Here is a 22,286-nt window from a genome sequence, read left to right as displayed (position 1 = left end):
GTGTGAGCGGCTGATGTCTCCTTATATGCCGTGAATGCCGCACTGTTCGAGGTCTTCTTCTTCCTCCCGCACCGAGCACTGGAGTCACCCCATGCGTTTCACCTCCTCCTCCCGCAGGGCCACCGCGCTCCTGACCGGTCTGGCGCTGGCGGTCCCGCTGGCCGGGGCGGTTTCCTCTGCCTCGGCGCAGGAGGCGCCCGCTGCCGCGGAGGCGGCTGTGGATCCCGCACTGTTGGAGATCAAGCCGGTGTCGGAGTTCGTCATGCAGTACGAGGACAAGGGCTCGGGGGCATCGAAGGACGTCTCGTTCTGGCGTCCCAGGGCACAGGCGGGTTTCTACTCGCTGGGCGATGTGGCGATGGAGAAGTATGGGGCTCCGCAGAACGCCTTCTTGGCTCGGGACACCGGGGATGGCAAGCTGGCGGCTCCCCTGTCCTACAGCCGGGTGTGGCAGGACAGCGGTTCGGGTGCGGACATGGACGGCTCCATATGGCGGCCGGCCGCCCCCGCGGGCTACCGGTGCCTGGGCGACCTGGCGCAGCCGGATCACAACACCGCTCCCAGTGTCAACGCCATGCGGTGTGTGAAGGAGGAGTTCACTGAGGCGGGCAAGCACGCCCTTGTCTGGGACGACACGAACTCCGGCGGTTCGGAGGATGTCCGTATCGACCAGGCCGACCCGCTCTCCTACCTGGGCCTACCCGCCTCCACCTTCCACGCCAGCCGCTCCTACACGGCGCCCGCCGGCGTGGCCGTGGTCTTGAACAAGCAAAAGACCAGCGTCCCGGTCGCCGCCGGTACTACCCCCGGCACCGCCGAGGCCCAGGCCTTCGCCCCCCGTATCTGGCTCAGCAGCGGCGAGAAGTACATGCCGGGCGACCCGAACAAGTTCCTCGCCGCGACACGTGTTGTCGACGGGCACCGCATAACCAACGAGCCTATCAACAACAACAAGGACAACGCGCTGCTACTGGGCGAGAATCCCACGCAGACGTCCGTGCCAGCCTACGCCGAGGTCCTGCAGCGCACCGAGGACGGCAAACCCAATGGCATCACCGACATCCTCTACTGGCAGTTCTACCCCTTCAACAAGGGCAAGGACGCTTGCTTCGCCCTGTGGACGCCCCTGGCTTGCGGCGGCATCTCCAAGAACATGGGCAACCACCTCGGCGACTGGACCCACATGTCCGTCCGCTTCAACGGCTCTCTCCCCGAAAAGGTCTACTTCAGCGCACACGCAGGAGGCGCCGAGTACACCTACGGTGACAAGCACGTCCTGATGCCGAACTGGCAGATAGCCGGCTTCGCCGGCGAGGGCTCCCACGAGCTCTACGCCGAACCCGGCGACCACACCTACGCCCACATCCCCAACGGGATACCGCTCCCCGGCCAGCCCCTGACCGACAAAACCAACAAGGGATACGGCTGGGACCTGGGCAAGAACTTGCACGCCTTCAACTTCACCGACCTCGCCGACGGCAAACTCACCAGCGACACCGCATTCATCTATGACACCGTCACCCGCTGGGGAACCGAAGAATACGACTGCGTCCCTCTCATCGGCTTCTGCGAAATGGAAGAAGGCCCCTCAGCACCCCTCTCACCCAACCGCTGGTACGCCAACCCTCCCATGCGCGAAATGGGCTAACCCCCGAGGCTGCTTTGTTGTGTCAAGCCGATTGAGCGAGTTCGTCGACGTTGCCGATTTGGTTCTGTTCGGCGTGCTCAAGCAGCTTGAAGATCTGGCGGCAGACCACCCGCTTGAGGCAGCGCTGCGCGTCACGGGAGTCTTCCCTTCGGCCGCTTTGCGCGCGACGTAAGTTCGTAGAAGGGTCGAGTCGCATCCGGATCGGGGTGATGCTGTGTATGGCCCGGTTGAGCTGTCGGTCGCCGCTGCGGTTGAGACGGCCTACTACGTCAAACACGACCCCGAACGCGCCATGCGACGCCTCACCCGCCAGGCCAACACACTCGGGTACTCCGTCCGATTCGACCCCATCAAGGCCGCATGAAACTCCCCCACCAGCCAACGCGCTGAGCGGGGCTCATCCTCGGGTGTGTCAGCGATCTTGTGTAAGTCGTCTGGTGTTATTGGATGCTGAGCCGGTCCTCGAAGAAGAGTGAGAACTGGTTCAGTGCCTCTTTCCAGTGTGCGGCGACGTGGTTCGCGTCGCGCGCTTTCGGGTTGATCTGCTCGCGGACCGCGAGGTAGAGGACCTTTAACGCGGCCTGCTCCGAGGGGAAATGGCCTCGATTTCGAGTGGCCTTGCGGAGCCGGGCGTTCATGGATTCGACCATGTTCGTGGAGTAGACCACGGTCCTTATGGCCGGCGGGAACGCCAGGTAGGGCGTGAACTCCGGCCAGGCCGACCGCCAGGTCCGGACGATCGCGGGATAGCGTTCTCCCAGCTGAGAGGCCTCGAAAGCATCGAGGGCCTGCTCGGCCGCGGTCTCGGTCGGGGCTGTGTAGATGGCCTTCAGGGCCGGGACCAGCTTGGGGTGGTCCCGCGACGACGAAAGCCTGAGCGAGGCTCTCGTCAGGTGGATCACGCAGGTCTGGACGGTGGCTTTGGGCCAGGTCGCGGTGACCGCGTCGGGCAGGCCCTTCAACCCGTCACAGACCACGATGCAGACGTCCTCGATGCCCCGATTTCGTAGCTCGGAGAGGACCGCCATCCAGGTGGTGGCGCCTTCACCCTCGGAGCCGACCCACAAGCCCAGGACGTCTTTGCGGCCGTCCATGTCGACGCCGACGGCCAGATAGACCGGCTTCGAGGTCACCGAGCCAGAGCGGATCTTCACCCACAACGCGTCGATGTAGATGATCGGCCAGACCGCGTCCAAGGGCCGGTTCTGCCAGGTCACGAGCTCGTCGATCACGGCGTCGGTGACCTTGCTGATCAGGTCCGGGCTGACCTCGACCCCGTAGATCTGGGCGAGGTGGGAGCGGATGTCGCGCACGCTCATGCCGCGGGCGTAGAGGGAGAGGATCCGGTCGTTGAACCCCGCCAGGCGGCGGGCGTTCTTCGGTACCAGCCTCGGTTCGAAGTCGCCGTTGCGATCCCGCGGCACCGCCAAAGTGACCGCGCCGGCGTCCGTCAGCACCGTCTTGGACGAGGTCCCGTTGCGGGAGTTCCCCGACCCGTGACCTGCCAAATCTCCGCGTTCGTAGCCGAGGTGTTCGCTCATCTCGGCTTCCAGGGCCCGCTCCAGAACGGCCTTGGTGATCTCCGTCAGCAGCCCGCCCTCACCGAGCAGAGCCGCCCCCGAGGAGTCAGCCTTGTCGAGCAGCCGCTCGACCACCTCGTCAACCGTCTTGTCGTCGGCCACGGACGCGGCCGCTCCGTTTTTGTCTGCCATGACTCGTCCGATCCGCCTGGCCCACAGGCCCGAGGCCGAGCCCCGGGCCAGGCTTCCACATCACGGACTTAGAGCGTCCGCCAGTAGGTCATCGGATGCGGGGTGTGCGGGGTCGTGTGTTCCAGCGGTAGCGGGTCCATGCCTGGCGGATCAGGTGGCGGACGGTGACGAATACGCAGGCCAGGGCGATGTAGAACTTGATGGCACTCTTTCGTCGCTCGGTGCAGCGTCGGAGTTTCCCGAAGTTGTTCATCCAGGAGTTCGTGCGCTCGACGACCCACCGGCCTCCCGCCTGGATCGGGACTTTCTCTCCGCGTGGGGTGATCTGTGCGTCGATGCCGCGTTCGGCCAGATCGTCGTGGACGGGGCGGTAGTCGTAGCCGGCGTCCAGGCCCAGCCGCGGGCGCTCCGGCAACGGCCCCAGGGCCTTCTCAAGATGGCTGTACGCGTCCAGGGTGGCGGGCAGGAGAGTGTGGTCGCGGATGTTCGCGGGTGCAGGCTCGGTGATCAGGGGTATGCCGCGGGCTTCGGTCAACTGCGAGCGTTTGAGGCCTTGTTTACCGCGGTCGACGGGGCTCCTGCCGGCGCACTCACCACCAGAGGGGGCCTTCGTGATGCAGCCGTCCGCGACGAGGTGGTCCAGATCCAGGCCGATCACACGGTCGTAGGCGTTCAGGACCAGCAGCCGCAGCTCCTCCATGACTCCCAGCTTGATCCACTCGTCCCGACGGCGCCGCAGCGTCGTGGCGGAGCAGTACTCGTCGGCCGCGCGTTCGTATCCGCAGCCGAAGGCGAGGACCTGGACCAGGCGGTCGAAGACAATCCCGTCGGCTATCCGCGGGTTGTGACAGCCCAGCGGATGACGCTCCTCACGGTCAGGCAGCAGCGCCAGGAACTGGTCGCGAACCGGTTTGAGCAGGCATGATGGGACAGCAGGCACGGACACCCCGAGTGATCATGAAGCGTGAGAACTCCATGATCGGGGACCGTGCCTGCACCACTTCACCCGCCTACTGGCGGACGCTCTTACACGAACTTTCAGACACGCTCTCATCCTCCATTTTCGGACCAGACCCCTGCATGTCGGAAACGGTGTCAGAGGTGTCGCTTCCGCTGCTTCAGTTTGGGTTGTAGCTCCCGTAACTTCGTCCGTGGGTGGTTCGGGAACGATCACATTGCCCCGCAGGCACCCATGAGTAACCACGACTCTGGACGAGATGTCCGGGTAGAACGAAGGACGATGTTATGACTCTGAAACTGGGTGTGCTGGCGCTGCTCAAGGCGAAGCTGGGCAAGGAGGCCGAGCTTGCCGCGTTCCTGGAGGGCGGGCGCGAGATTGTGGCCGAGGAGCCTGCTACCCGTGTCTGGTACGCGTTCCAGCTGGACGGCAGCACCTTCGGGATTTTCGATGCCTTCGAGGATGAGGCTGGCCGTCAGGAGCACCTGAACGGGCGGATCCCTGCAGCCCTCGGCAAGGTCGGTGACGAGTTGCTCGCTGCCGCACCCGACATTCGCCTGGTCGACGTCCTTGCCGTGAAGGACCCTTCCTAGGCTTTACCCGCCGCGATGCCGACCCCTAGCCGGGCAGTGTTTCTCGGATCTCCTGACAGGGAGCGGGGTGTTGAGGCCATGGCGGCTGTATGGGCCGCGCCGATCTGGCACGGCCCGATGTGGTCACCCGCATGACCGGAGCCATCGATGGCATCAACCCGGGCGCCGGTATCAGCCGGTTCTCTGCCGCAATGGTCAAGGAGTACGGACTCAACCGGCACGGATATACATTCCAACCGGGAACCGAGCACTCCTTCGTCAACCGGGTGGAACGCGGAATAGCCGAACGGGCACTGTCACGTTAACGAAATAGTCGTGAGCATGCCAGGAAATTTGGACGCACGAATAGCGGTTCAGACGAAAAATCTTCCGTCGGCGCGGCAGCCCGAAGACCTTTACAACAAGATCTATTGGCGCGGTCATGCCATACGCCAACAATGTGACAGTGCCCTTCACCTGCATGGGCACCCCGGGCGCGTACGCGGGTCGGGGCTCGCCCTCCCGGGCCAGCTCCGGGCTGCCGCAGCGGAACCAGTAAGAGCGTCCGCCAGTAGGTCATCGGATGCGGGGTGTGCGGGGTCGTGTGTTCCAGCGGTAGCGGGTCCATGCCTGGCGGATCAGGTGGCGGACGGTGACGAATACGCAGGCCAGGGCGATGTAGAACTTGATGGCACTCTTTCGTCGCTCGGTGCAGCGTCGGAGTTTCCCGAAGTTGTTCATCCAGGAGTTCGTGCGCTCGACGACCCACCGGCCTCCCGCCTGGATCGGGACTTTCTCTCCGCGTGGGGTGATCTGTGCGTCGATGCCGCGTTCGGCCAGATCGTCGTGGACGGGGCGGTGGTCGTAGCCGGCGTCCAGGCCCAGCCGCGGGCGCTCCGGCAACGGCCCCAGGGCCTTCTCAAGATGGCTGTACGCGTCCAGGGTGGCGGGCAGGAGTGGGCTTGATCCGCTTTGACGGACATCTGAGATCAGGGGCTTGGGCCCCGGAAGGCCGGAACTCCTCCGATCCGCCGCAAAGTAGCGTCCAGGCACGTGGTGATCGTCGGCAGCGTCTTGTCCCAGACCGGGATCACGACGCGGAAACGCGACCAGGCCACCCACGCGCACCACAGCGACGTCCGTCGTCCGCCGATCTGCGGGCCCTCGCCCCAGTCCCACTGCAGCCATAGCCCCGGCTCGGTGATCCACGGCCGGTAAACGCGGCGCTGACCTGCCCTGAACTGGGCTTTTGCCTCTGCGACCGTGCGGCGGGTGGTGCGTTCCCCGCCCGTGAAGCCCATCGCCGTGATCCTTTTGTGGACCACGTCCGCGCGGATCCGCCCGTTCGAGCGGACCACCAGCTCCTCGATTTTCGGCAGGAAGACGTCGATGGCCCGGTCGCGGTGCCGGCGGGCGTCGGGATGCTGTCCAGCGGCCCGCATCTTCACATATCGGGCCACCGTGTGGTGGTCGCACCCGGCGAGCTCGGCCGCCGAACGGTAACTGCCCGTGAGGTCGTATGCCTCAAGGATTTCCATGATCTCCCTGCTGTTCTTCACCCGCTCGAGCTTCGCCGACCGGGTACGTCTGGGGCGAGCGGGGAGATATCTGGCCATCCGCGGGGAAACCCGTGGCCATCAGTGGGGCCGTAAATGGCCGCCTATGGGGAGTATGTCGAGGCCACGGTCACCCGACCAGGCGTTCCGGGCCCGCGACCTGCACGAACTCCTCGACATGCCCACCGACGAAGCATCCGTCAACATCACCCGCAGCCGCCTCGGACGACTCACCCGCCAAGGCTTCCTCACCCAACCCGGACGAGGCCGCTACCAGAAACAGACTTAACGCCCACTCAGATACGCCTTCCACAGGGCGACTCCGGGAAAGTTGCGGTCCATGACCACGAGCATCCCGGCCGCCGAGCCGGCCAGAGTGATCGCGAGTTCCCACTCGCCGCCGTTGAAGCCGCCCACCGCCGCGTCGATCTGTGCGTGTGTGCCGAAATCCTGCCGGCTGCCCGTTCTTGACCGGCCCCCCGAGCGTGGTCCGGTTCGTCACACCGTCCAGCCCACCGACCTCCAACTCGCCGGCCTGGACGACCTCTACACCCTCACGAACACAGCGGGCATTCCCACCACACCAGAGATCAAGACTGCGAGTTGATGATCTGCAAGCCCTAACGACCCGGCCTCGGGGGAACTTCACCCCGCTTATCCCCTTCACCGACGACAGCGACATCCGCACCGCCCACACACCAGCCTCGGTCTGCTCGATGCGGTAGTCGGGCCGAGAGGCGTTGCTCTCGAGGGGGAGGACGGGGCAGCCGTGGCGGCGGGCGTCGGAGATGATCACCCGGGCCCGCCACATCCCGGGGTCGTGCTCGAGGAGCCCGGCGTAGAGCCGCCCTCACCTGCTTGTAACCAGCCACACCCGCGCGGCAGGGGAATGCCACCGGGGTCTCGCGCAGCCATGCCGCCGGCCTCAACTGTCGGCCGGTACCTGTAGCAGGGGGAGTTCAATGACCGCAGCGGTGCCGTGTGGATACACATTCTCCAGGGCGAACTGGCCCCCCATCCCCTCGATCCTGACGCGTTGTGACGATAGGCCGATGTGGCCCTTCGCAGCCTTTGCAGCCAGTTCACCCGCCTCGATGCCCTTGCCGTTGTCGATGACCTCCAGCCTGGCCCGCTCCTCAGTTGTGTCGAGCCGAACGTCGACCCGGTCCGCCCGCGCATGTTTGATGATGTTGGAGAGAAATTCGGAGGCGGCACGGAAGATCAACTCATCGACCAGGGTAGGACCGGCGGCCCGGTAGGAAAAGCGCACCACAAATCCACCCCGATCCGCCCCCTCCTCAAAGAGCGAGTGCAGGGCCCGTTCAAGCCCGGTCGACTGAACCTGATCAGGATGGAGCTCGGTCACGGACGAGCGGAGCTGACGGGCTGCGTCATCGAGGGCGGACCCCAGCCTGACCAGGGGTTCCACGATGGCCTCCCGCGGCCGTGCCTGGCCGATCTCGTCCGCATCCAGCCTGGCCGCCAAGACACACTGCAAAGCGCCGTCGTGCAGGACTTCCGAGATCTTCCGACGTTCGTTCTCCTCGATCGTGATCACCTGGTTCAGCAGCTTTGACCGCTGTTGGACCAGGCCCGCGATGGTAGAGACCCTGGATCGCTGGATTCCAGAGAAGAGCATGCAGCACAGTGAAACCATCGCGATGAAAACGGAGTGGGTCACTAGGTACACCCAGTCGGGATCAGGGCCTGCCATGGCGGCCGCCGTGATATATGCAATCACCGTGGCAACGCCCGCGAAAGCAGTGACGTAGGGGAAGAGCTGGAAGGCCGCGAGGACCGGTACGAGAAAATAGAGGTCGTCGAAGAGCGTGATGTAGTTCGATGTGTCTTTGGGAAACCCGCCTGAGAGGGCGAGCGACGTGGTGATCGTGGTGAGGTCCAGGGTCGTCGGCCCAAGGGCTCCGGCAAAAGGCGTCAACCGGTCCCAACGTGCTGCTAGGAGAAAGAAGTTGACCGCAGCATAGCTCCACATGATCGCGTAGATCGCCTCCACGTGTGCCAGTGGCGGAAAGACTGTCATGTCCATGCAAAAAATTACTGCAGTGATGCCGATTCGGACCGAGCTCTGGATGCGCAAAGCAAGCCAGGCGTGATCTCGCATCACGGCGGATACTGACGCCTCGGGCAAGGCATCCGTGCGCTTGAATGTAGGCCGCGAGAACTGTACGGAGTCACGCCACACGGGCAACCGTTCCTAATCCATGAATTTTTCAAGGCCAGCGCTCTTAGGTGCCCAAGCGCACGTTCAGCCCCGTTTCGCCTCCTCTGGCATTTTCACCGTAAGGGATGACGGCCGAAAAGCAACCAGTGACACGGCAGCTGTAGTTCCGTTGTTTTCGCTGTTCGGGGGCTTGTCGGGGTGGGTTCGGGTGTGAGGGCGGCCACCGTGATCATGAACGTTTGTGACGACGTATCAAGACGCGGTGGCCGTGGAGGCCATGGTAACCGAGCGGGTGTGGGGCGAGGCATTCGGAAGGGCGATGAAGGCGGTCGCGGGCTGTTTCGCACGGTGTGAGGCACGTGCGACGGCGGCGGAGCTGATCACGGGGCTGTTGCTGGAGCTGGATACGCGCAATTGCTGGACTCTCGGGCAGGCGCTGGGGCATCCGGGACCTCACCGGTTGCAGCACCTGTTGTCTCGGGCCCGGTTCGATCACGGCCTGGCCCGGAGGGAGATTGTCGGTCTGGTCGTCGATGAACTTGCCGGGCAGGAAGTGGTGTTGGTGGTGGACGAGACGGGGGATGCGAAATCGTCCACGGACTGTGTGGGAGCCGGCAGGCAGTACTCGGGGGCGATCGGTGGTGTGGGTCTGTGCCAGGTGGCGGTGCACCTGGCGGCGGTCACCGCGACCACGAAGGTGATCATTGACCGGGTCCTGTACCTCCCGGCGGACTGGGCCGCAGACGAGGAACGCCGCGAGGCCGCCGGGGTGCCGGAGCGGATCGTCTTCGCGACGAAACCGCAGCAGGCGCTGGCCATGGTCGCCAACACGCTCGCCACGGGGGTCGCAGCCCGCTGGTTCGCGGGCGACGAGGTGTACTGCGGCCGTGAACTGCGTCGGGGCATACGCTCGCTGGGGCTCGGCTATGCGGTCGCCGTCCCGGCTTCGTACCAGGTCACCGACGGGGCGGGCCACCGCCGGGAGGCCCGCAAACTGATCAACAGAGTGCGGCCCGGGCAGTGGATGCGCCGGCAGACCGGACACGGCACCAAGGGCACCCGCGAGTACGACTGGGCCTGGCCCGACGTCCGCCCCGACGACACTCCCGACGAGAACGAGAACGAGAACGAGAACGAGAACGAGAACGAGAACGAGAACGAGAACGCGGCCGGGGCGAGTGTGCTGGTCGCGCGCCGGCATCGCTACACCGGTGAGGTGTCCTATTTCCGCTGCTGGGCGCCCGGCGACGTCTCGCTGGCCACGCTGGTGGAAGTGATCGGCCGCAGGTGGAGGATCGAGGAAGCTTTCCAGTTCACCAAGGGCTTCACCGGGCTCGACCAGGGCCAGGTGACCTGCTGGAACTCCTGGATGCGCTGGTCACTGTTCTCCCTGATCGCCGCCGCCGTCCTCGCCCTCACGGCCGCAGCCGTCCATGAAGACTCCGAGCCGCAGCCTGGACTTGTCCCGCTGACCTGTCCCGAGCTCATCCGTCTCCTGCGGGCCCTCGTGCTACCCCCGCCAGCCCGCGACCGTGACCACGTCCTGCACTGGATCGCTTTCAGACGCCATCACCAGGCCGTCGCAACCGGCCTGCCACCAGCAACGACACCACCGTCACGACCAGCCATGATCACGAACTACAGCTGCCGTGAATGACCCTGGCCCAGAGCCTCTGGCAAGGACAGCGAGGCTATCCAAATTCTCGAGAAAGTCGATCATTGATAAGGTGCAAATCGACATCCGCATCGGATACCGCAGCTCCGTTACCGGACGGTCCCAAAACCCCTACACCATTCACACACGCCGGAAGAAAAGAATCTTCTGCGCTCCCGAGTCTAACATTCTGCAGGGTAATTCGGACTCTCCAGGACGACTTTGAATCGCAAAGAACAGCCCCATTCCTTACACGATCGAAAACCTCATCAAGTCGAACTAGATACTCTGGGGCGGGGATGCTCACGTATTCAGTGCCTCTACTTGCGAGAATTTCAAGCTCAAACGCATGGAGGTCGGCTCTGTTCCAGCCCATAATAATTTGGATAACTGTGTGGAGATTTTCAAGATTATCATCTGCAGGTAGTGAAAATAGACGCCAAACGGGAATCGGAGTACGTTCGATTTCCGCTCTCAACTCGTACAATGAGGGGTACTTTCGGGCGCTGGGAGTAGTATGGATTTTCCTAACTTGCCGCACGAGTACCGACGCCTCCGGATGCCCCGTATTGATAATCGATTCAAGGATTTGATCGAAGGCTAGGGACCCGCTACACATCTGACGCCAAACGGCAGTATAGGCGTCATTGGCTCCCCGTGAATCGAGAATGCGCACAAGGTTCTCAACGCACAGCCAAACCCTGATTTCCTCTCTGGTCAGTGAACTTGCGTCCCTCCCGATAATGGAGTGGATCCAGGGGCGGAGCACTGGGTGAGAACGGTTATGCTCCAGTACCTTCTCTGCATCAGGTCCTGCAAGCGCAATTAGTTCAAGAACAGCATCACGACCGCTAGGTCCCAGCTCCCCGGCCACTTCGAGAAATTCCGTCACAGCGCTTTCCATGCTGCGGCCATGAAGCCATGATCGTGCAATAATATGCACGTCCGATGTGCGGCACGTGTTGAGGTGCGCCATGACAAGTGATTTTGCTGAAGGCCTCTCATTGAGTTGAGAGATGTAGCTACTCTGCATGTATTCGCGATCCCGTGCAGAGATATAGAGGTTCTGGTTTTCCTCGTTGGAGCAGTTATGACTACTTCCTTGAGCGGGCAGGATTAGCTTAGTTGCGTCTTCCTGTGAATTTTCCCCTTCCCCGCTCGCATCGTCACTGCTTCGGCCCTCGGGTACTGCCTTGTCATGTTGGCCAGCAGAGTCCCCGGATCTGGGATATTTAGGCGGCGGTGGAGGGGTGCGCGTCTTCCGTTGGAGATCTTTTCGCTGCTGAAGCTGGTTAAGCCCACTAACGGCCATAACTGAGCACCGCCTTGGCGACCTCTTGAATTTCATTAACGAAAGAGAGCTGCTTTTTAGCGATCGGCTCGGAGCAGATCGACACACGGAAGCGACGAGTGGCAATCCACGTATAGTATCCCACCATTGGCCCGATTGGCACGTCATACAGCTGCGACAATTTCCCTAGTTCGTCGATTGCCCACTGGGAAGGAGACCTTGAGACCATATATGGAATTAGAAGCAGTGGATAATCGCTTGCCTCTTGGAGTAGCTGCTCCAACGACCTCATTTCGCGCGTGTGTAGAACTACAGGAGTGACTACCACGCGAGCGGCTGCCATGGCGCCATTGGTGGACGGACATGCATCCGGGTGCGTGTCAATTACCAGCCGTCGTCGCAGTTCACATGCCCACCTATTTACGTCATCCGTAATTTTCTCAGCGGGTGGTTGATGTTCAGAAAATGCAGTGTGGCCGGGGATTAGATCCGGCTTCCTACGCCCCCCCCGAATAGGGATGGGAGATTTTCCACTTTCAAATGCATTAAGTAGTGGGATTCCAATGCGATCCTCCTCTCGATATCCCCATCCTGCGGTCAGACCACCTTTAGACCAATCGAAGTCCACGGCGACTGCATCCAGTACCTGAGCCAGTTCCTCAGCCAGCGTTGTCTTACCAATGCCACCCTTATAAGCCAGAGAAGCAATGACATCGGGTTCTTGGACCGGGAAGGGAGCGACCTGGCGTCCGATCGTGGGGATGTCCCTCTGGGTAGACACTGGAGAAGCCATCTCAATTCCGCTCTGCACTCAGGTTCTGATAAACTTATTTTATCGTTAGTCTGGAATTATCTTTTAATCCACCACCCATTTGTCGGATACACTCCCGAAATATGGCATGTGGATCATAGGATGCGGTCGGGTAGGGATTGATGTCAGGATAATCCACCGCAATCTTACACCTGCACAACTAGCTCGCGTGGCCCGGCATCAACACCTTCAAGATATCGAGAAGTTCGGTAAAGAGAGCAGTCTCGCCGTTGTTTGGAAATTCATATCACATCACGTGTCGGCTATTCTGAGTATTGTCCTTTAGGGCTCGTAACACGATCATGAGTCGGGCTTGTTGAGGCGTCGCCAGCAGATGAGGCTGCAGGCGAGGGAGAAGAAGGCGTCGTGGAGTTCGGTGCGGCGTTCCCATCGGACGGCCAGTCGTTTGAACTGGTGGAGCAGGGCGAAGGTTGAGGTTGATCCCGGGGAGTGGACACCGGTTTTCATGCGATGAGCGACAGCTTGCGTGTCGTGGTCAGTTGTTGTTCGAACTCGGTGGGCGTGCGGTAGCCGAGTGCGGAGTGGCGACGGCGCCGGTTGTAGTAGGACAGCCAGCGGAACGGCTCGAGTCGGGTCTGCGTCTTCGAGGTCCAGCGGCGTCCGTGGAGGAGTTCGCGCTTGAGGCTCTGGAAGAAGGACTCGGCGAGGGCATTATCGTAACTGGAGCCGACGCGGCCCATGCTGCGTTGGATTCCGTGCCGCATGCAGACGTCGGCGAAGGCAGCCGCGTTGTACTGGGCGCCTCTGTCGGTGTGGAATACGACGCCGTGGACCCGGCCGCCGCGGGAGGCTACGGCCATCTCGATCGCGTCGGTGACCAGCGAGGTCCGCATGTGGTCGGCGATCGACCAGCCCACGACCTTCCTCGAGCAGATGTCGATCACCGTGGCGAGGTAGAGCCACGTCGAACCGACGGCTATATAGGTGATGTCTCCGCACCATCTCGTGTTCAACGTGTCCGTGGTGAAGTCGCGCATCACCAGGTCCGGCACGGGCGGCGCGGCCTTGTCCGCGATTGTCGTCCGCTTCTTTCTGCGCAGGTGCCGGCCGACGATGTCGTTGACCCGCATCAGCCGGGTCACTCGCTTGCGGTTGATACCCCGTCCCCGCGCCCGCAGCTCGGCATGGACGCGAGGGGCGCCATACGCCCCTTGGTGTTCAGCATGGATGGCGCGGATCTCGGCCACGGTCCGCTTCTCCTCGGCCCGGCGTTCCGCGCGTTCCTGCCCGGTGGTCAGGTACCGGTAGAAGCCGGCGCGGGACGCCCCCAGCACCCGGCAGATCCGCTGGACACCGAAATCGGCACGGTTCTCGGAGATGAAGTCCCAGCGGCGGGATCTCACTTCACCTCCCGCGCGAAATAGGCGGCTGCCCGGCGCAGAATCTCGCGCTCCAAGCGCCACTCCTGCTCGGCCTTGAGCAGCCGGGCGTTCTCCGCCCGCAGCCGGGCCAGCTCCTCGGACCCGCTGACGCTTCCGTCGCAGCCGTCGGATACGGCCGGGGCCTCGTCCTTGCGGACCCATGTCCGCAGCGACTCCGCGGTGACCCCGAGATCCGCGGCCACCGACGCATACGTCCGCTTCCCAGGCGCGGCCCGAAAGAGCGCGACAGCATCCTTCCTGAACTCCTCCGAATACGGAGACCTGCGTCCCACCTGGACATCCCTCCCTGGACAATCAAGATCCATTGTCAGGGTGTCCACTCCACAGGGTCAGCCTCACAGGTGATCGTGGACCTGGACGGGGTGCTCGTGCTGGCGCACTCCGAGAAGCAGGACGCCACCGCGACCTGGAAGAAGACCTTCGGACACCATCCTCTGATGGCCTTCGTCGATCACGGAAGCGGTGGGAGCGGGGAGCCGGTGGCCGGCCTGCTCAGGCCGGGCAACGCGGGCAGCAACACCGCCTGGCGTTCCGATCGCCGCACTCGAACTGCGGCACCGCCAGCGGGCACGCGCCGAGGACCGCATCCGAAACGCCCGCGCGACCGGCCTGCGCAACCTGCCACTGCACGACACCGCGCAGAACCAGATCTGGTTGGAGATCGTCCAGACCGCCCTCGACCTGCTGGCCTGGATGCCCATGCTCGCTCTCACCGGCAAAACCCGCAGGTGGGAGCCCCGTCGCCTCCGGCTCCGGCTGTTCTCCGCCGCAGCCCAGATCGTCACGACCGCCCGCCGCCGGCACCTGCGGTTCGCACGCCACTGGCCCTGGACCGACGTGATCACCGATGCCCTGGCAAGGCTCGAAGCCCTCCCGAACCCCGGCTGACCAGCGCGTTCCCGCCCCTGCGAGCATCACCACCCCGACCGGAGCCGTGGAACCCGGCGCCCACCCGACGCGACAGCCGGGCCACCAGCCTGCCCGCAACCATCATTCGATACGGAAACGGCCCGCCGGGAGAACCGACGGACCGTCACGAAAGATCGAGGTTAAATAGGCTGTAATTTCGCTTGGCCGAGCTCGCGCAGTGCCACGCTGCCTGGTTCGCTTCGGAAGAAGCAGCCGTAGAGCTCGTAACAGGATCTTGATGAGAAGTCCTGGTCGGGTGTTGGACGACACTCTGCGTGGCGATGAAGCGGGGGGACGGCGACACTCCTGTTGGGCACAGGCTGTGTCGGTGTCTGGGTTCTGATGGTTGCTTCGTGTGCGACGACACCGTGTGCACGAAGAGCTCGTGCACAACCGGTGGCTCCGTGGCTCCATCCTCGGGAGGATCAGTTCGTGGAGTCCCATTCGTCTGAGGTCATTGGCCTGGCGTCGGGGTAACGCCGTTGGATCTCACTCAGCACCCAGGCGTCGGCTGTGCGGACATCCCAGCTGGAACTGTCGAACTCCCTCAGGGTCAATACGAGTTCGTTGCCCGCGTAGCCCTCGAAGTCGCCGTCGATCGCCTGCAGGTAGGGCGCGTCCATGGCCAGCAACTGAAGGGTGGGGATTCCGGTGCCTGCTGATGCCTTCATCATCCGAGCGAACGCCGGGTGTGGCTGCTCGTCGAACATCTGAGCCTTCCATGTCAGCCCGAGTCCGTAACTCCCTAGTCGGACCAGAAGCTCAGCCAGGGTGACGTAGCGGCGATCAGCCGGGCCGCCCGTGTGAAGGGCATCGTCCCGCCATGCAGCAAAGGTGACCATCTGCATGGTGGATGGCGTTTCAGTCATTGCCTCAGCAACCTGCTTCGATCTTGGAGAGTCGCTACTTCCAGCTCTTCCATTGTCCGAGCTCGCACCATCCAGACGAAACGATTTGGGTCTCGACCTGGTCCGTGGGAGCACAGCAAGCCAAACAGGGCAGACAGGTGATCGGGCAAGTCGAGCATGACCGGTGGTCCGTTTGGAGAGGTTCCGGCTGATCGTTGCAGGTCAGGTGGAGGTGTCGGTGCTGGTTGTCGACTCGGACGGGCTGTTGGTGGAGCGTCAGCTTCGGCAGGGTCGCCTGAATTGTCCGGCATGTGGGGCGGTTCTCGCGCCGTGGGGTCACGGCCGGCCGCGGTCGATCCGGGGTGATCTTGGGGCCCGGCTGTTTCTGCGGCCGCGCCGTACGCGTTGCTCGGGCTGCAAGGTCACGCACGTGCTGCTGGCGGAGGTTCTCTGGCCGCGGCGGGCGGATGCTGCCGTGGTGATCGGGGCCGGGCTGGAGATAGCCGCCCTGGGCATGGGACACCGCCGAATCGCCGCCCACTTGGGCTTGGCCGAGGGCACGGTCCGTGGCTGGCTGCGGGCGTTCGCCGAACGGGCGGAGGACGTGCGCCGGCATTTCACCGTCGCTCTGGTCGCGCTCGCGGACGACCCGGTGATGCCGGATGCGGCGCCTTCGACGCTCGCTGATGCGGTCTCGGCGGTCGCGGCCGCCCATCGGGCGGCTGCGACGAAGTGGCCGGGGATGCTCACGGTGTCGCGGTGGGAGTTCGCCGGGAGGGCGATAGGCGGGAGGCTGCTGACCTCGTCTTCTTCCGCTATTTGATCAACACGGGCCGCCCCTGGGCGGGATCGGAGGGTGCCGGAAGTCTTGATCGTGTCCGCCGGCTGAGCGGCGGGCGTTGTTCGAGACGTGAGGTGGGTTGCCTATGTCACCGAGTGAGGACGAGGACCGTCGCCGGGCGGAGCGGGCCCGGCAGGTGGGCCTGTTCCGTTACGGCTTGATCCAGGATTTGATCGACACGAAGCTCACGACACGCCAGCGCGGGAAGCTCGCCCGCGAACTGGCCGCGAAGGAGCACACCGACCCGTTCGGCCGACAGGTTCGGGTCGCCCGCGGCACGCTGGACCGCTGGGCCCGTCACTACCGCGCGGGTGGGTTTCCCGCGCTGGTGCCGGCCCAGCGGCAGGTCACCCCACGGACCCCGGTCGAGGTGCTGGACCTGGCGGCCGCGCTGAAAAAGGAGAACCCCGCCCGCACGGCCGCGCAGATCCAGCGGATCCTGCGGACGACTCAGGGCTGGTCGCCGACCGACCGGACGCTGCAGCGTCACTTCGCTGACGCCGGCCTGACCGGCGCCGGCGGCGAGAAGAGCGTGTTCGGCCGGTTCGAGGCCACCCGCGGCAACGAGCTGTGGACCGGGGATGCCCTCCACGGACCGAGGATCGGCGGGCGAAAGACGTACTTGTTCGCGTTCATCGACGATCACAGCCGGGCGATCGTGGGCCACCGGTTCGGGTTCGCGGAGGACACCGTCCGCCTGGCCGCCGCTCTGCGGCCGGCGCTGTCTGCCCGCGGGGTCCCGGAGTCGATCTACGTCGACAACGGGTCGGCGTTCGTGGACACGTGGCTCTTGCGGGCATGCGCCTCCCTGGCCATCCGCCTCACGCACTCCAAGCCCGGACGGCCTCAGGGCAGGGGGAAAATCGAACGGTTCTTCCGCACCGTCCGTGATCAGTTCCTGGTCGAGCTCGATGAGGAACGTGTCGGTCAGATTGAGCATCTCACCGAGCTGAACAGGCTTTTCACCGCGTGGGTCGAGACGGTCTATCACCGCACGGTGCACTCGGAGACGGGGCAGCCTCCGATCGAACGGTGGCTGGGTTCGATTCCCCGGCCACTGCCGCTGCCCAGCCCCGCTGATCTTCGGGAGGCGTTTCTGTGGTCGGAGTTCCGGACCGTGACGAAGACCGCGACGGTCAGCCTGCACGGCAACACCTACGAGGTCGATCCGATGTTGGTCGGGATGAAGGTCGAGCTGGTCTTCGACCCGTTCGACCTGACCGAGATCGAGGTGAGGACCTCGGGCAAGAGCGCGGGCAAGGCGGTCCCGCATCGGGTGGGCCGGCACACCCATCCGAAGGCGAGGCCGGAGACACCGCCGGAGTCGGCCCCGCCGACTGGAATCGACTACCTGAAGATCCTCGACGAGACACACACAGCGAACACCGCGAAGGGCATCAACTACTCGTCCCTGATGGACGACGGGCGGGGACCGCGATGATCGACCGCGTTCAGGGGTACTTCGGTTTCACCCGCGTCCCCTTTGGCCGCAACCTGGCCCCGTCCATGCTCCACCAGCACCACTCCCACCGGGAAGCCGCCGCCCGCATCGCGTGGTGCATCAACAACAGGGCGATCGGCGTGGTCACCGGCGAAGTCGGATCCGGCAAGACCGTCGCCCTCAAAGGCGCCGTCGCCTCGCTCGACCCGGCCCGGTTCACGGTCATCTACCAGCCCAATCCCGAGGTCGGCATGCGCGGCCTCTATGACCGCATCGTCACCAGCCTGGGCGGGACCCCCAAGTTCCACCTGGCCGCTCTCGCCACCCAGGCGTCCGCCGCGCTGGCCGCGGAGGTCGACGAACGGGGCAGGACGCCGGCCGTGGTGATCGACGAGTCGCACTTGCTCGACCACCAGGAGCTGGACGCGATCCGCATGCTCACCAACTACGACATGGACTCCACGACGCCGTTCGCGGTGTTGCTGATCGGCCAGCCCACCCTGCGCAAGCGGATGAAGCACGGCGTCCTGGCGGCCTTGGATCAGCGGATCTCGATCAGCTATCAGATGCCCACGATGAGCAGGGAGGAGACCGCCAGCTACATCAAGCACCACCTCACGATCGCCGGGCGCGAGGACACGCTGTTCTCCGACGACGCCGTCGAGCTCATTCACCTCACCAGCCGCGGCCTGCCGCGATCGGTCAACAACATCGCCTGGCAGTCCCTCATCGCCGCCTTCACCGAGGAGAAGGGAATCGTCGACGAGTCCTCCACCCGCACCGCCATCACCGAGACACACGCGACAGAGTGAGCACGAAGCCGACACCGTGTTCACGACGACCCCGGCGGCCTGACGGCCGCCGGGGTCGTTTCATCCCTCCCCATCGACAACCAGCGCGTCGCCCTCATGCTCATCTTCAGCGTCGCTCAACAGTCGGGCGTGACCGGTGTGACGATTCGACCGTTCGTGATGGTGTGAGCACTCGGCCGTGGATCGTGGACGACGACTTGTGGGCGCTGATCGAGCCGCTGCTGCCGCCCTGGCCGACGAGGTCACCAGGGCCGCGGCCGGTGGCTGACCGGCTGTGCCTGCAGGGCATCCTGTACGTGCTCTGCAACGACATCGCCTGGCAACTTCTGCCGCCTGAGTTGGGGTTCGGGTCCGGGCAGACGTGCTGGAGAAGACTGGAGCGGTGGCAGCAGGCCGGGGTTTTCGAACAACTGCACCGCATCCTGCTCGCGGAGCTGCACGCGGCCGGCCGCCTCGACTGGTCCAGAGCCTGCGTGGACGGCTCCCACATCCGGGCGAAAAAGGGGGCGCCGACACCGGTCCGTCGCCGGTCGACCGGCGGAAGACGGGCAGCAAGCACCACCTGATCTGCGACGGACGCGGCACCCCGCTCAAAGTCATCACGACAGCGGCGAACGTCAACGACGTCACCCAGACCCTCGCCCTGGTCGACGGCATCCCACCCGTGGCAGGCCGTCCCGGCCGGCCCCGCCGGAGGCCCGAGGCCCTGCTCGGAGACAAGGGTTACGACTCCAACCCCAACCGCGATGAGCTGCGCAAACGCCGTATCCTGCCCGTCATCTCCCGCAAAGGAGCCCCGAACATCAAGGGCGTGGGCAAGCTCCGCTACGTCGTGGAACAGACCTTCGCCCTGCTCCACCAGTTCAAACGACTGGCCGTCCGATGGGAACGCCGCACCGAACTCCACGACGCCTTCGTCTCCCTCGCCTGCAGCCTCATCTGCTGGCGACGCCTCAACAAGCCCGACTCATGATCGTGTTACGAGCTCGTAGAGGTAACCCAGAGCCGGAACGCGACGCTCTCGCGCCTAGGCGCGAGACATAAACCGCAAGCCCCATACTTGAATTATATCGAATTCAATCCCTGCGTGCGGACCCACGCACTACGGAATCCCCCAACTTAAGGGCGCATAAGCTCAATCGCAATTCTCGTTACCCGGATGCTGTGTAGCAATCTCGACGGAATTACCGTCTTGAAGTACCTTGATACCTTGTGGCGTTTCGAGCCGAATAGGCGCTCCTCCACGAACCAAGCTAATCACAGTCGTGTCCGCGCCTATTCCGATATTAAATATGCGGCCCTGCCAATGCAGCCCCTGCAGTTTAACTCCTGCAGACAGCTGCGCCGGCAAGAATGGATCGACTGAAACTGACTCCTCACCTAGTCGGAGTCCAGCCAGCCCGTAAGTAAATTCCTGCAACAGGCCTCCCTTAGCAGTAAGGAAATCCTGAGCAGGCTCACCTGCATGTGGGTCGCGCGCTCCAGCTTTATCCCCTCGAGCTTCAGAGAATATCTTAAACGGACCTCGAACGAAAGGATCGACGGACCTTCTCAGATATTTGTAAGTTGAGCATTGCTTCAGTCGTGCTGCAGCAATGGTATGGACTGAGTCGGTCATTGCAGGACCATCAGGATCCGTGCGTGCAGCGTAATATTCGAGGGTGGCCAGCCTCTCTTGGTTAGACATGGGCCATTCGAGAGGATAAATCAGTAGCGCTGCATCCGCCTGTTTGATCACCGAGTCCCCGGTATATCCGTCGTACTGTCGGAATATTTCATGCTTCGAATCGTACGGAATCCGGATCTTATCTGCTATCCGTTCCCACGAGGCCGGCACGGGCTTTCCGAGAATCCGAGCTACTCGAACAGCGTTGCGGAGTGAGGTGATCGCACCCGCATTCGTAAAAACGCCGTCATTCACTCCGTTGCTATATTCATCGGGGCCGGCTACGCCCTTAATCGAATAGCTTCCATCTGAGGGATTCAACGTAACTCGGGATTCCCAGAATTCTGCGATTCCGTCAATTATCGGCCAGCCGCGACCTGTCAGCCATTCCCTGTCTTTAGTAGCAGCATAATATTGCCAGGCCGCGAGAGAGATATCACCCATCAAGTGATTCTGCGTCTTACAGTGAGGCGGGTCCCAGCTCTGACACTCCCCCCAAAGATCACCCTTTGCGCCACTCGTCCACGAGTAGAAGAGCCCTTTGTATCCGAGCTTTTGCGCGTTACGCCGAGCAGCTGGAGCGGTTTCGAAGCGGTAGTCAATAATAGACTTGGCTAGACTTGGATGAGTCGCCAAAAGTGCGGGATAAATCCATGTGTCGGCATCCCAGAATACCTGCCCGGCGTAGTTATCGCTGGTAAGCCCGCTCGGCGATATACTGTTCGGATTATCCTCTCTCGTGTTGGCTAGGAGACCATATTCGGCAGATCTTACTGTACTCTGCAAATCTTTGTCTCCGTTAACGCTTATGTTTCCTTCCCAAAGCTTTTTCCAAGCTTCTACATGTTCACCAAAAGTAGAGTCCCAGCTCTCGCTTGCAGCTTGCCGCGAAACACTTTCCGCATCCACTTGCGGATTAGGGGAAGTGAGAGAAGTGTCCACTCCGACATACTTAGCTACTTCGTATTTCTTTCCACTCTGTACCACAAATTTGAAAGTCTGCTTACTGCTGAGGTCGCTTAGGTGGTCAAGAGTCGACACCTCTTCTTTTCCATCGCGAGCTTTTACTGTTGACGAGATTGCCCCGAGTGTGCCAGTTCCTTCGGTCTTAAAAGTCACACCGATAGTTCCTTCTCCAGAGGAGGGAGAATTTTTTGATGTTATGCGTCGAGCACCACGCCCGTCGATTAGGTCGGACACCCTAGCTATGCCACTCCACCGAGGGGTAAAAGTAAGACGCACAGCGCCAAGGTGTGCATTCTTTCGGTCGGCGAGGACTTCATAGACCAAGTCAGTCGCGCGCCCATCTTCCGCGGTCCAAGTGAGTGAGGTGCGAACGATCCCGCAGCCCATATTCAGCACCTGGCGATAATTAGAAATTTGATTTGATGGCGTATCCGAAGAAAAGGGTTGACTGAGGTTACCTGCCGCAAAATTAAGAGTTGTCCAGGTAGGCACGGCTGCAATCGCTTGGCGCCCTTGTAGAGAATCCGGTCCATCCGCATAGAGGCCCGAAATGAAAGAACCATCATATTGAGGGCTCTTCAATGGCCACCCCGTCGGAGCGCCGGATGAGTAGTATCCCATTCCATTGGGAGGGATTCGTTGCCCCAAGTATCCGTTTCCAACGTAAGCGTGATAGTCGCTTCCTGGGTCAATTTTCGTCGACTTCAGAACCCACTGATCGTCCTCGTCTCCACAGGATGATCTGACAGCAGCTTGACGGTCTGATTCATGCGGAAAATGAATCCCCGTCAATCCGATTGCCACCAGAATGGCAGCAGAAATTGCCGCTATTGCATACCTGGAAGTGGATGAAAAAGAGGTCGTCATGCAATTCCTTTGGCGGGCGAAAAATGGGCAGTATTAGGGTAAATTTGAAACTCGGCTCGCACACTAGAGCAAAGTCTCGCTCCTGTAAAGGTCAGTTGACGGGGTTGCAACTCTCCTATCAATGGCGCGAATTCTGTTCTAGTCAGCTC

At 62.7% G+C, this 22,286-nt stretch carries 17 protein-coding genes and 5 pseudogenes; 12 read left to right on the top strand and 10 right to left on the bottom strand.

The window, feature by feature from the left end:
* The first annotated feature begins 91 nt into the window (after positions 1-91).
* From AC3IYI_RS40055 to AC3IYI_RS40045, 3 genes are read left to right on the top strand one after another with little or no spacing between them, the layout of a single operon-like run.
* Complete coding sequence (locus AC3IYI_RS40055; protein WP_489412011.1) at positions 92-1,648, top strand: Vps62-related protein; 1,557 nt, start codon at positions 92-94, stop codon at positions 1,646-1,648.
* A 31-nt stretch (positions 1,649-1,679) separates the two neighbouring features.
* Positions 1,680-1,820, top strand: a complete 141-nt coding sequence (locus tag AC3IYI_RS40050) for a hypothetical protein (RefSeq protein ID WP_489412010.1) — start codon at positions 1,680-1,682, stop codon at positions 1,818-1,820.
* Between the two features lie 42 nt (positions 1,821-1,862).
* On the top strand, positions 1,863-2,012 hold the full coding sequence (locus AC3IYI_RS40045) for a hypothetical protein (RefSeq protein ID WP_489412009.1): 150 nt from the start codon (positions 1,863-1,865) through the stop codon (positions 2,010-2,012).
* A 76-nt stretch (positions 2,013-2,088) separates the two neighbouring features.
* On the opposite strand, the gene AC3IYI_RS40040 is transcribed toward AC3IYI_RS40045, so the two are convergent.
* The gene (locus AC3IYI_RS40040; protein ID WP_489411967.1) at positions 2,089-3,360 is read right to left on the bottom strand and encodes an IS256 family transposase; all 1,272 of its coding nucleotides are present in this window, start codon (positions 3,358-3,360) and stop codon (positions 2,089-2,091) included.
* 88 nt (positions 3,361-3,448) lie between these two features.
* A complete protein-coding gene (locus tag AC3IYI_RS40035; RefSeq protein WP_489411278.1) occupies positions 3,449-4,300 on the bottom strand; it encodes an IS5 family transposase in 852 nt (283 codons plus the stop codon).
* Positions 4,301-4,605: 305 nt separating this feature from the next.
* On the opposite strand from AC3IYI_RS40035, the gene AC3IYI_RS40030 reads away from it, so the two are divergent.
* Both AC3IYI_RS40030 and AC3IYI_RS40025 read left to right on the top strand, forming a co-directional pair.
* Positions 4,606-4,911: a putative quinol monooxygenase gene (locus AC3IYI_RS40030; protein ID WP_489412008.1), complete on the top strand. Its 306-nt coding sequence runs from the start codon at positions 4,606-4,608 to the stop codon at positions 4,909-4,911.
* Positions 4,912-5,009: 98 nt separating this feature from the next.
* A pseudogene (locus tag AC3IYI_RS40025) lies at positions 5,010-5,201 on the top strand (glycine betaine ABC transporter substrate-binding protein); the annotation flags it as partial.
* A 265-nt stretch (positions 5,202-5,466) separates the two neighbouring features.
* On the opposite strand, the pseudogene AC3IYI_RS40020 reads toward AC3IYI_RS40025, so the two are convergent.
* Both AC3IYI_RS40020 and AC3IYI_RS40015 read right to left on the bottom strand, forming a co-directional pair.
* Positions 5,467-5,850, bottom strand: a pseudogene (locus AC3IYI_RS40020) (IS5/IS1182 family transposase); the annotation flags it as partial.
* A gap of 47 nt (positions 5,851-5,897) precedes the next feature.
* Positions 5,898-6,449: pseudogene (locus AC3IYI_RS40015) on the bottom strand (transposase); the annotation flags it as partial.
* Positions 6,450-6,786: 337 nt separating this feature from the next.
* Here AC3IYI_RS40015 and AC3IYI_RS40010 point away from each other — a divergent pair.
* Positions 6,787-7,053, top strand: coding sequence for a hypothetical protein (locus AC3IYI_RS40010; RefSeq protein WP_489412007.1), 267 nt, complete (start codon positions 6,787-6,789; stop codon positions 7,051-7,053).
* Positions 7,054-7,371: 318 nt separating this feature from the next.
* On the opposite strand, the gene AC3IYI_RS40005 is transcribed toward AC3IYI_RS40010, so the two are convergent.
* Positions 7,372-8,493 carry a sensor histidine kinase gene (locus AC3IYI_RS40005; protein WP_489412006.1) on the bottom strand — a complete coding sequence of 374 codons (1,122 nt, stop codon included), beginning with the start codon at positions 8,491-8,493 and terminating at the stop codon, positions 7,372-7,374.
* Positions 8,494-8,869: 376 nt separating this feature from the next.
* Here AC3IYI_RS40005 and AC3IYI_RS40000 point away from each other — a divergent pair.
* Positions 8,870-10,259: pseudogene (locus tag AC3IYI_RS40000) on the top strand (IS701 family transposase).
* Between the two features lie 60 nt (positions 10,260-10,319).
* Here AC3IYI_RS40000 and AC3IYI_RS39995 read toward each other — a convergent pair.
* The 3 genes from AC3IYI_RS39995 to AC3IYI_RS39985 form a co-directional block, all read right to left on the bottom strand.
* Positions 10,320-10,901 carry an IS1096 element passenger TnpR family protein gene (locus tag AC3IYI_RS39995; RefSeq protein WP_489412255.1) on the bottom strand — a complete coding sequence of 194 codons (582 nt, stop codon included), beginning with the start codon at positions 10,899-10,901 and terminating at the stop codon, positions 10,320-10,322.
* 1,783 nt (positions 10,902-12,684) lie between these two features.
* Positions 12,685-12,852 carry a hypothetical protein gene (locus AC3IYI_RS39990; RefSeq protein ID WP_489412005.1) on the bottom strand — a complete coding sequence of 56 codons (168 nt, stop codon included), beginning with the start codon at positions 12,850-12,852 and terminating at the stop codon, positions 12,685-12,687.
* Positions 12,849-14,059 (bottom strand): IS3 family transposase gene (locus tag AC3IYI_RS39985; RefSeq protein WP_489412004.1). Its coding sequence is split into 2 segments (ribosomal slippage): positions 12,849-13,813 and positions 13,813-14,059, totalling 1,212 coding nucleotides; the frame shifts between segments, so codons are not numbered across the junction. Before AC3IYI_RS39985 ends, AC3IYI_RS39990 begins: the two co-directional genes overlap by 4 nt.
* Here AC3IYI_RS39985 and AC3IYI_RS39980 point away from each other — a divergent pair.
* Positions 14,030-14,675 (top strand): annotated as a pseudogene (locus AC3IYI_RS39980) (transposase); the annotation flags it as partial. The gene AC3IYI_RS39985 and the pseudogene AC3IYI_RS39980 overlap by 30 nt on opposite strands.
* 446 nt (positions 14,676-15,121) lie before the next feature.
* Here the strand turns inward: AC3IYI_RS39980 and AC3IYI_RS39975 are convergent.
* Entirely contained in the window at positions 15,122-15,565 is a 444-nt protein-coding gene (locus tag AC3IYI_RS39975; RefSeq protein ID WP_489412003.1) for a hypothetical protein, read from the bottom strand.
* Positions 15,566-15,728: 163 nt separating this feature from the next.
* On the opposite strand from AC3IYI_RS39975, the gene AC3IYI_RS39970 reads away from it, so the two are divergent.
* The 4 genes from AC3IYI_RS39970 (at position 15,729) to AC3IYI_RS39955 (ending at position 19,611) form a co-directional block, all read left to right on the top strand.
* Entirely contained in the window at positions 15,729-16,367 is a 639-nt protein-coding gene (locus tag AC3IYI_RS39970) for a DUF6431 domain-containing protein (RefSeq protein ID WP_489412002.1), read from the top strand.
* 103 nt (positions 16,368-16,470) lie between these two features.
* Entirely contained in the window at positions 16,471-17,826 is a 1,356-nt protein-coding gene (locus AC3IYI_RS39965; protein WP_489411931.1) for a transposase, read from the top strand.
* Complete coding sequence (locus tag AC3IYI_RS39960; protein WP_326790575.1) at positions 17,823-18,638, top strand: ExeA family protein; 816 nt, start codon at positions 17,823-17,825, stop codon at positions 18,636-18,638. The genes AC3IYI_RS39965 and AC3IYI_RS39960 overlap by 4 nt, the downstream gene beginning before the upstream one ends.
* Positions 18,639-18,802: 164 nt before the next feature.
* A protein-coding gene (locus AC3IYI_RS39955; RefSeq protein WP_489412001.1) for an IS5 family transposase occupies positions 18,803-19,611 on the top strand; the annotation gives its coding sequence in 2 pieces (ribosomal slippage) (positions 18,803-19,120 and positions 19,123-19,611; 807 coding nt in all).
* 162 nt (positions 19,612-19,773) lie between these two features.
* Here AC3IYI_RS39955 and AC3IYI_RS39950 read toward each other — a convergent pair.
* Positions 19,774-22,137: a glycosyl hydrolase family 95 catalytic domain-containing protein gene (locus tag AC3IYI_RS39950; RefSeq protein WP_489412000.1), complete on the bottom strand. Its 2,364-nt coding sequence runs from the start codon at positions 22,135-22,137 to the stop codon at positions 19,774-19,776.
* Positions 22,138-22,286 lie beyond the last annotated feature (149 nt).

Source organism: Streptomyces sp. GL_148 (genome assembly GCF_057834205.1).
This window is presented reverse-complemented; position numbering and strand designations above follow the sequence as displayed.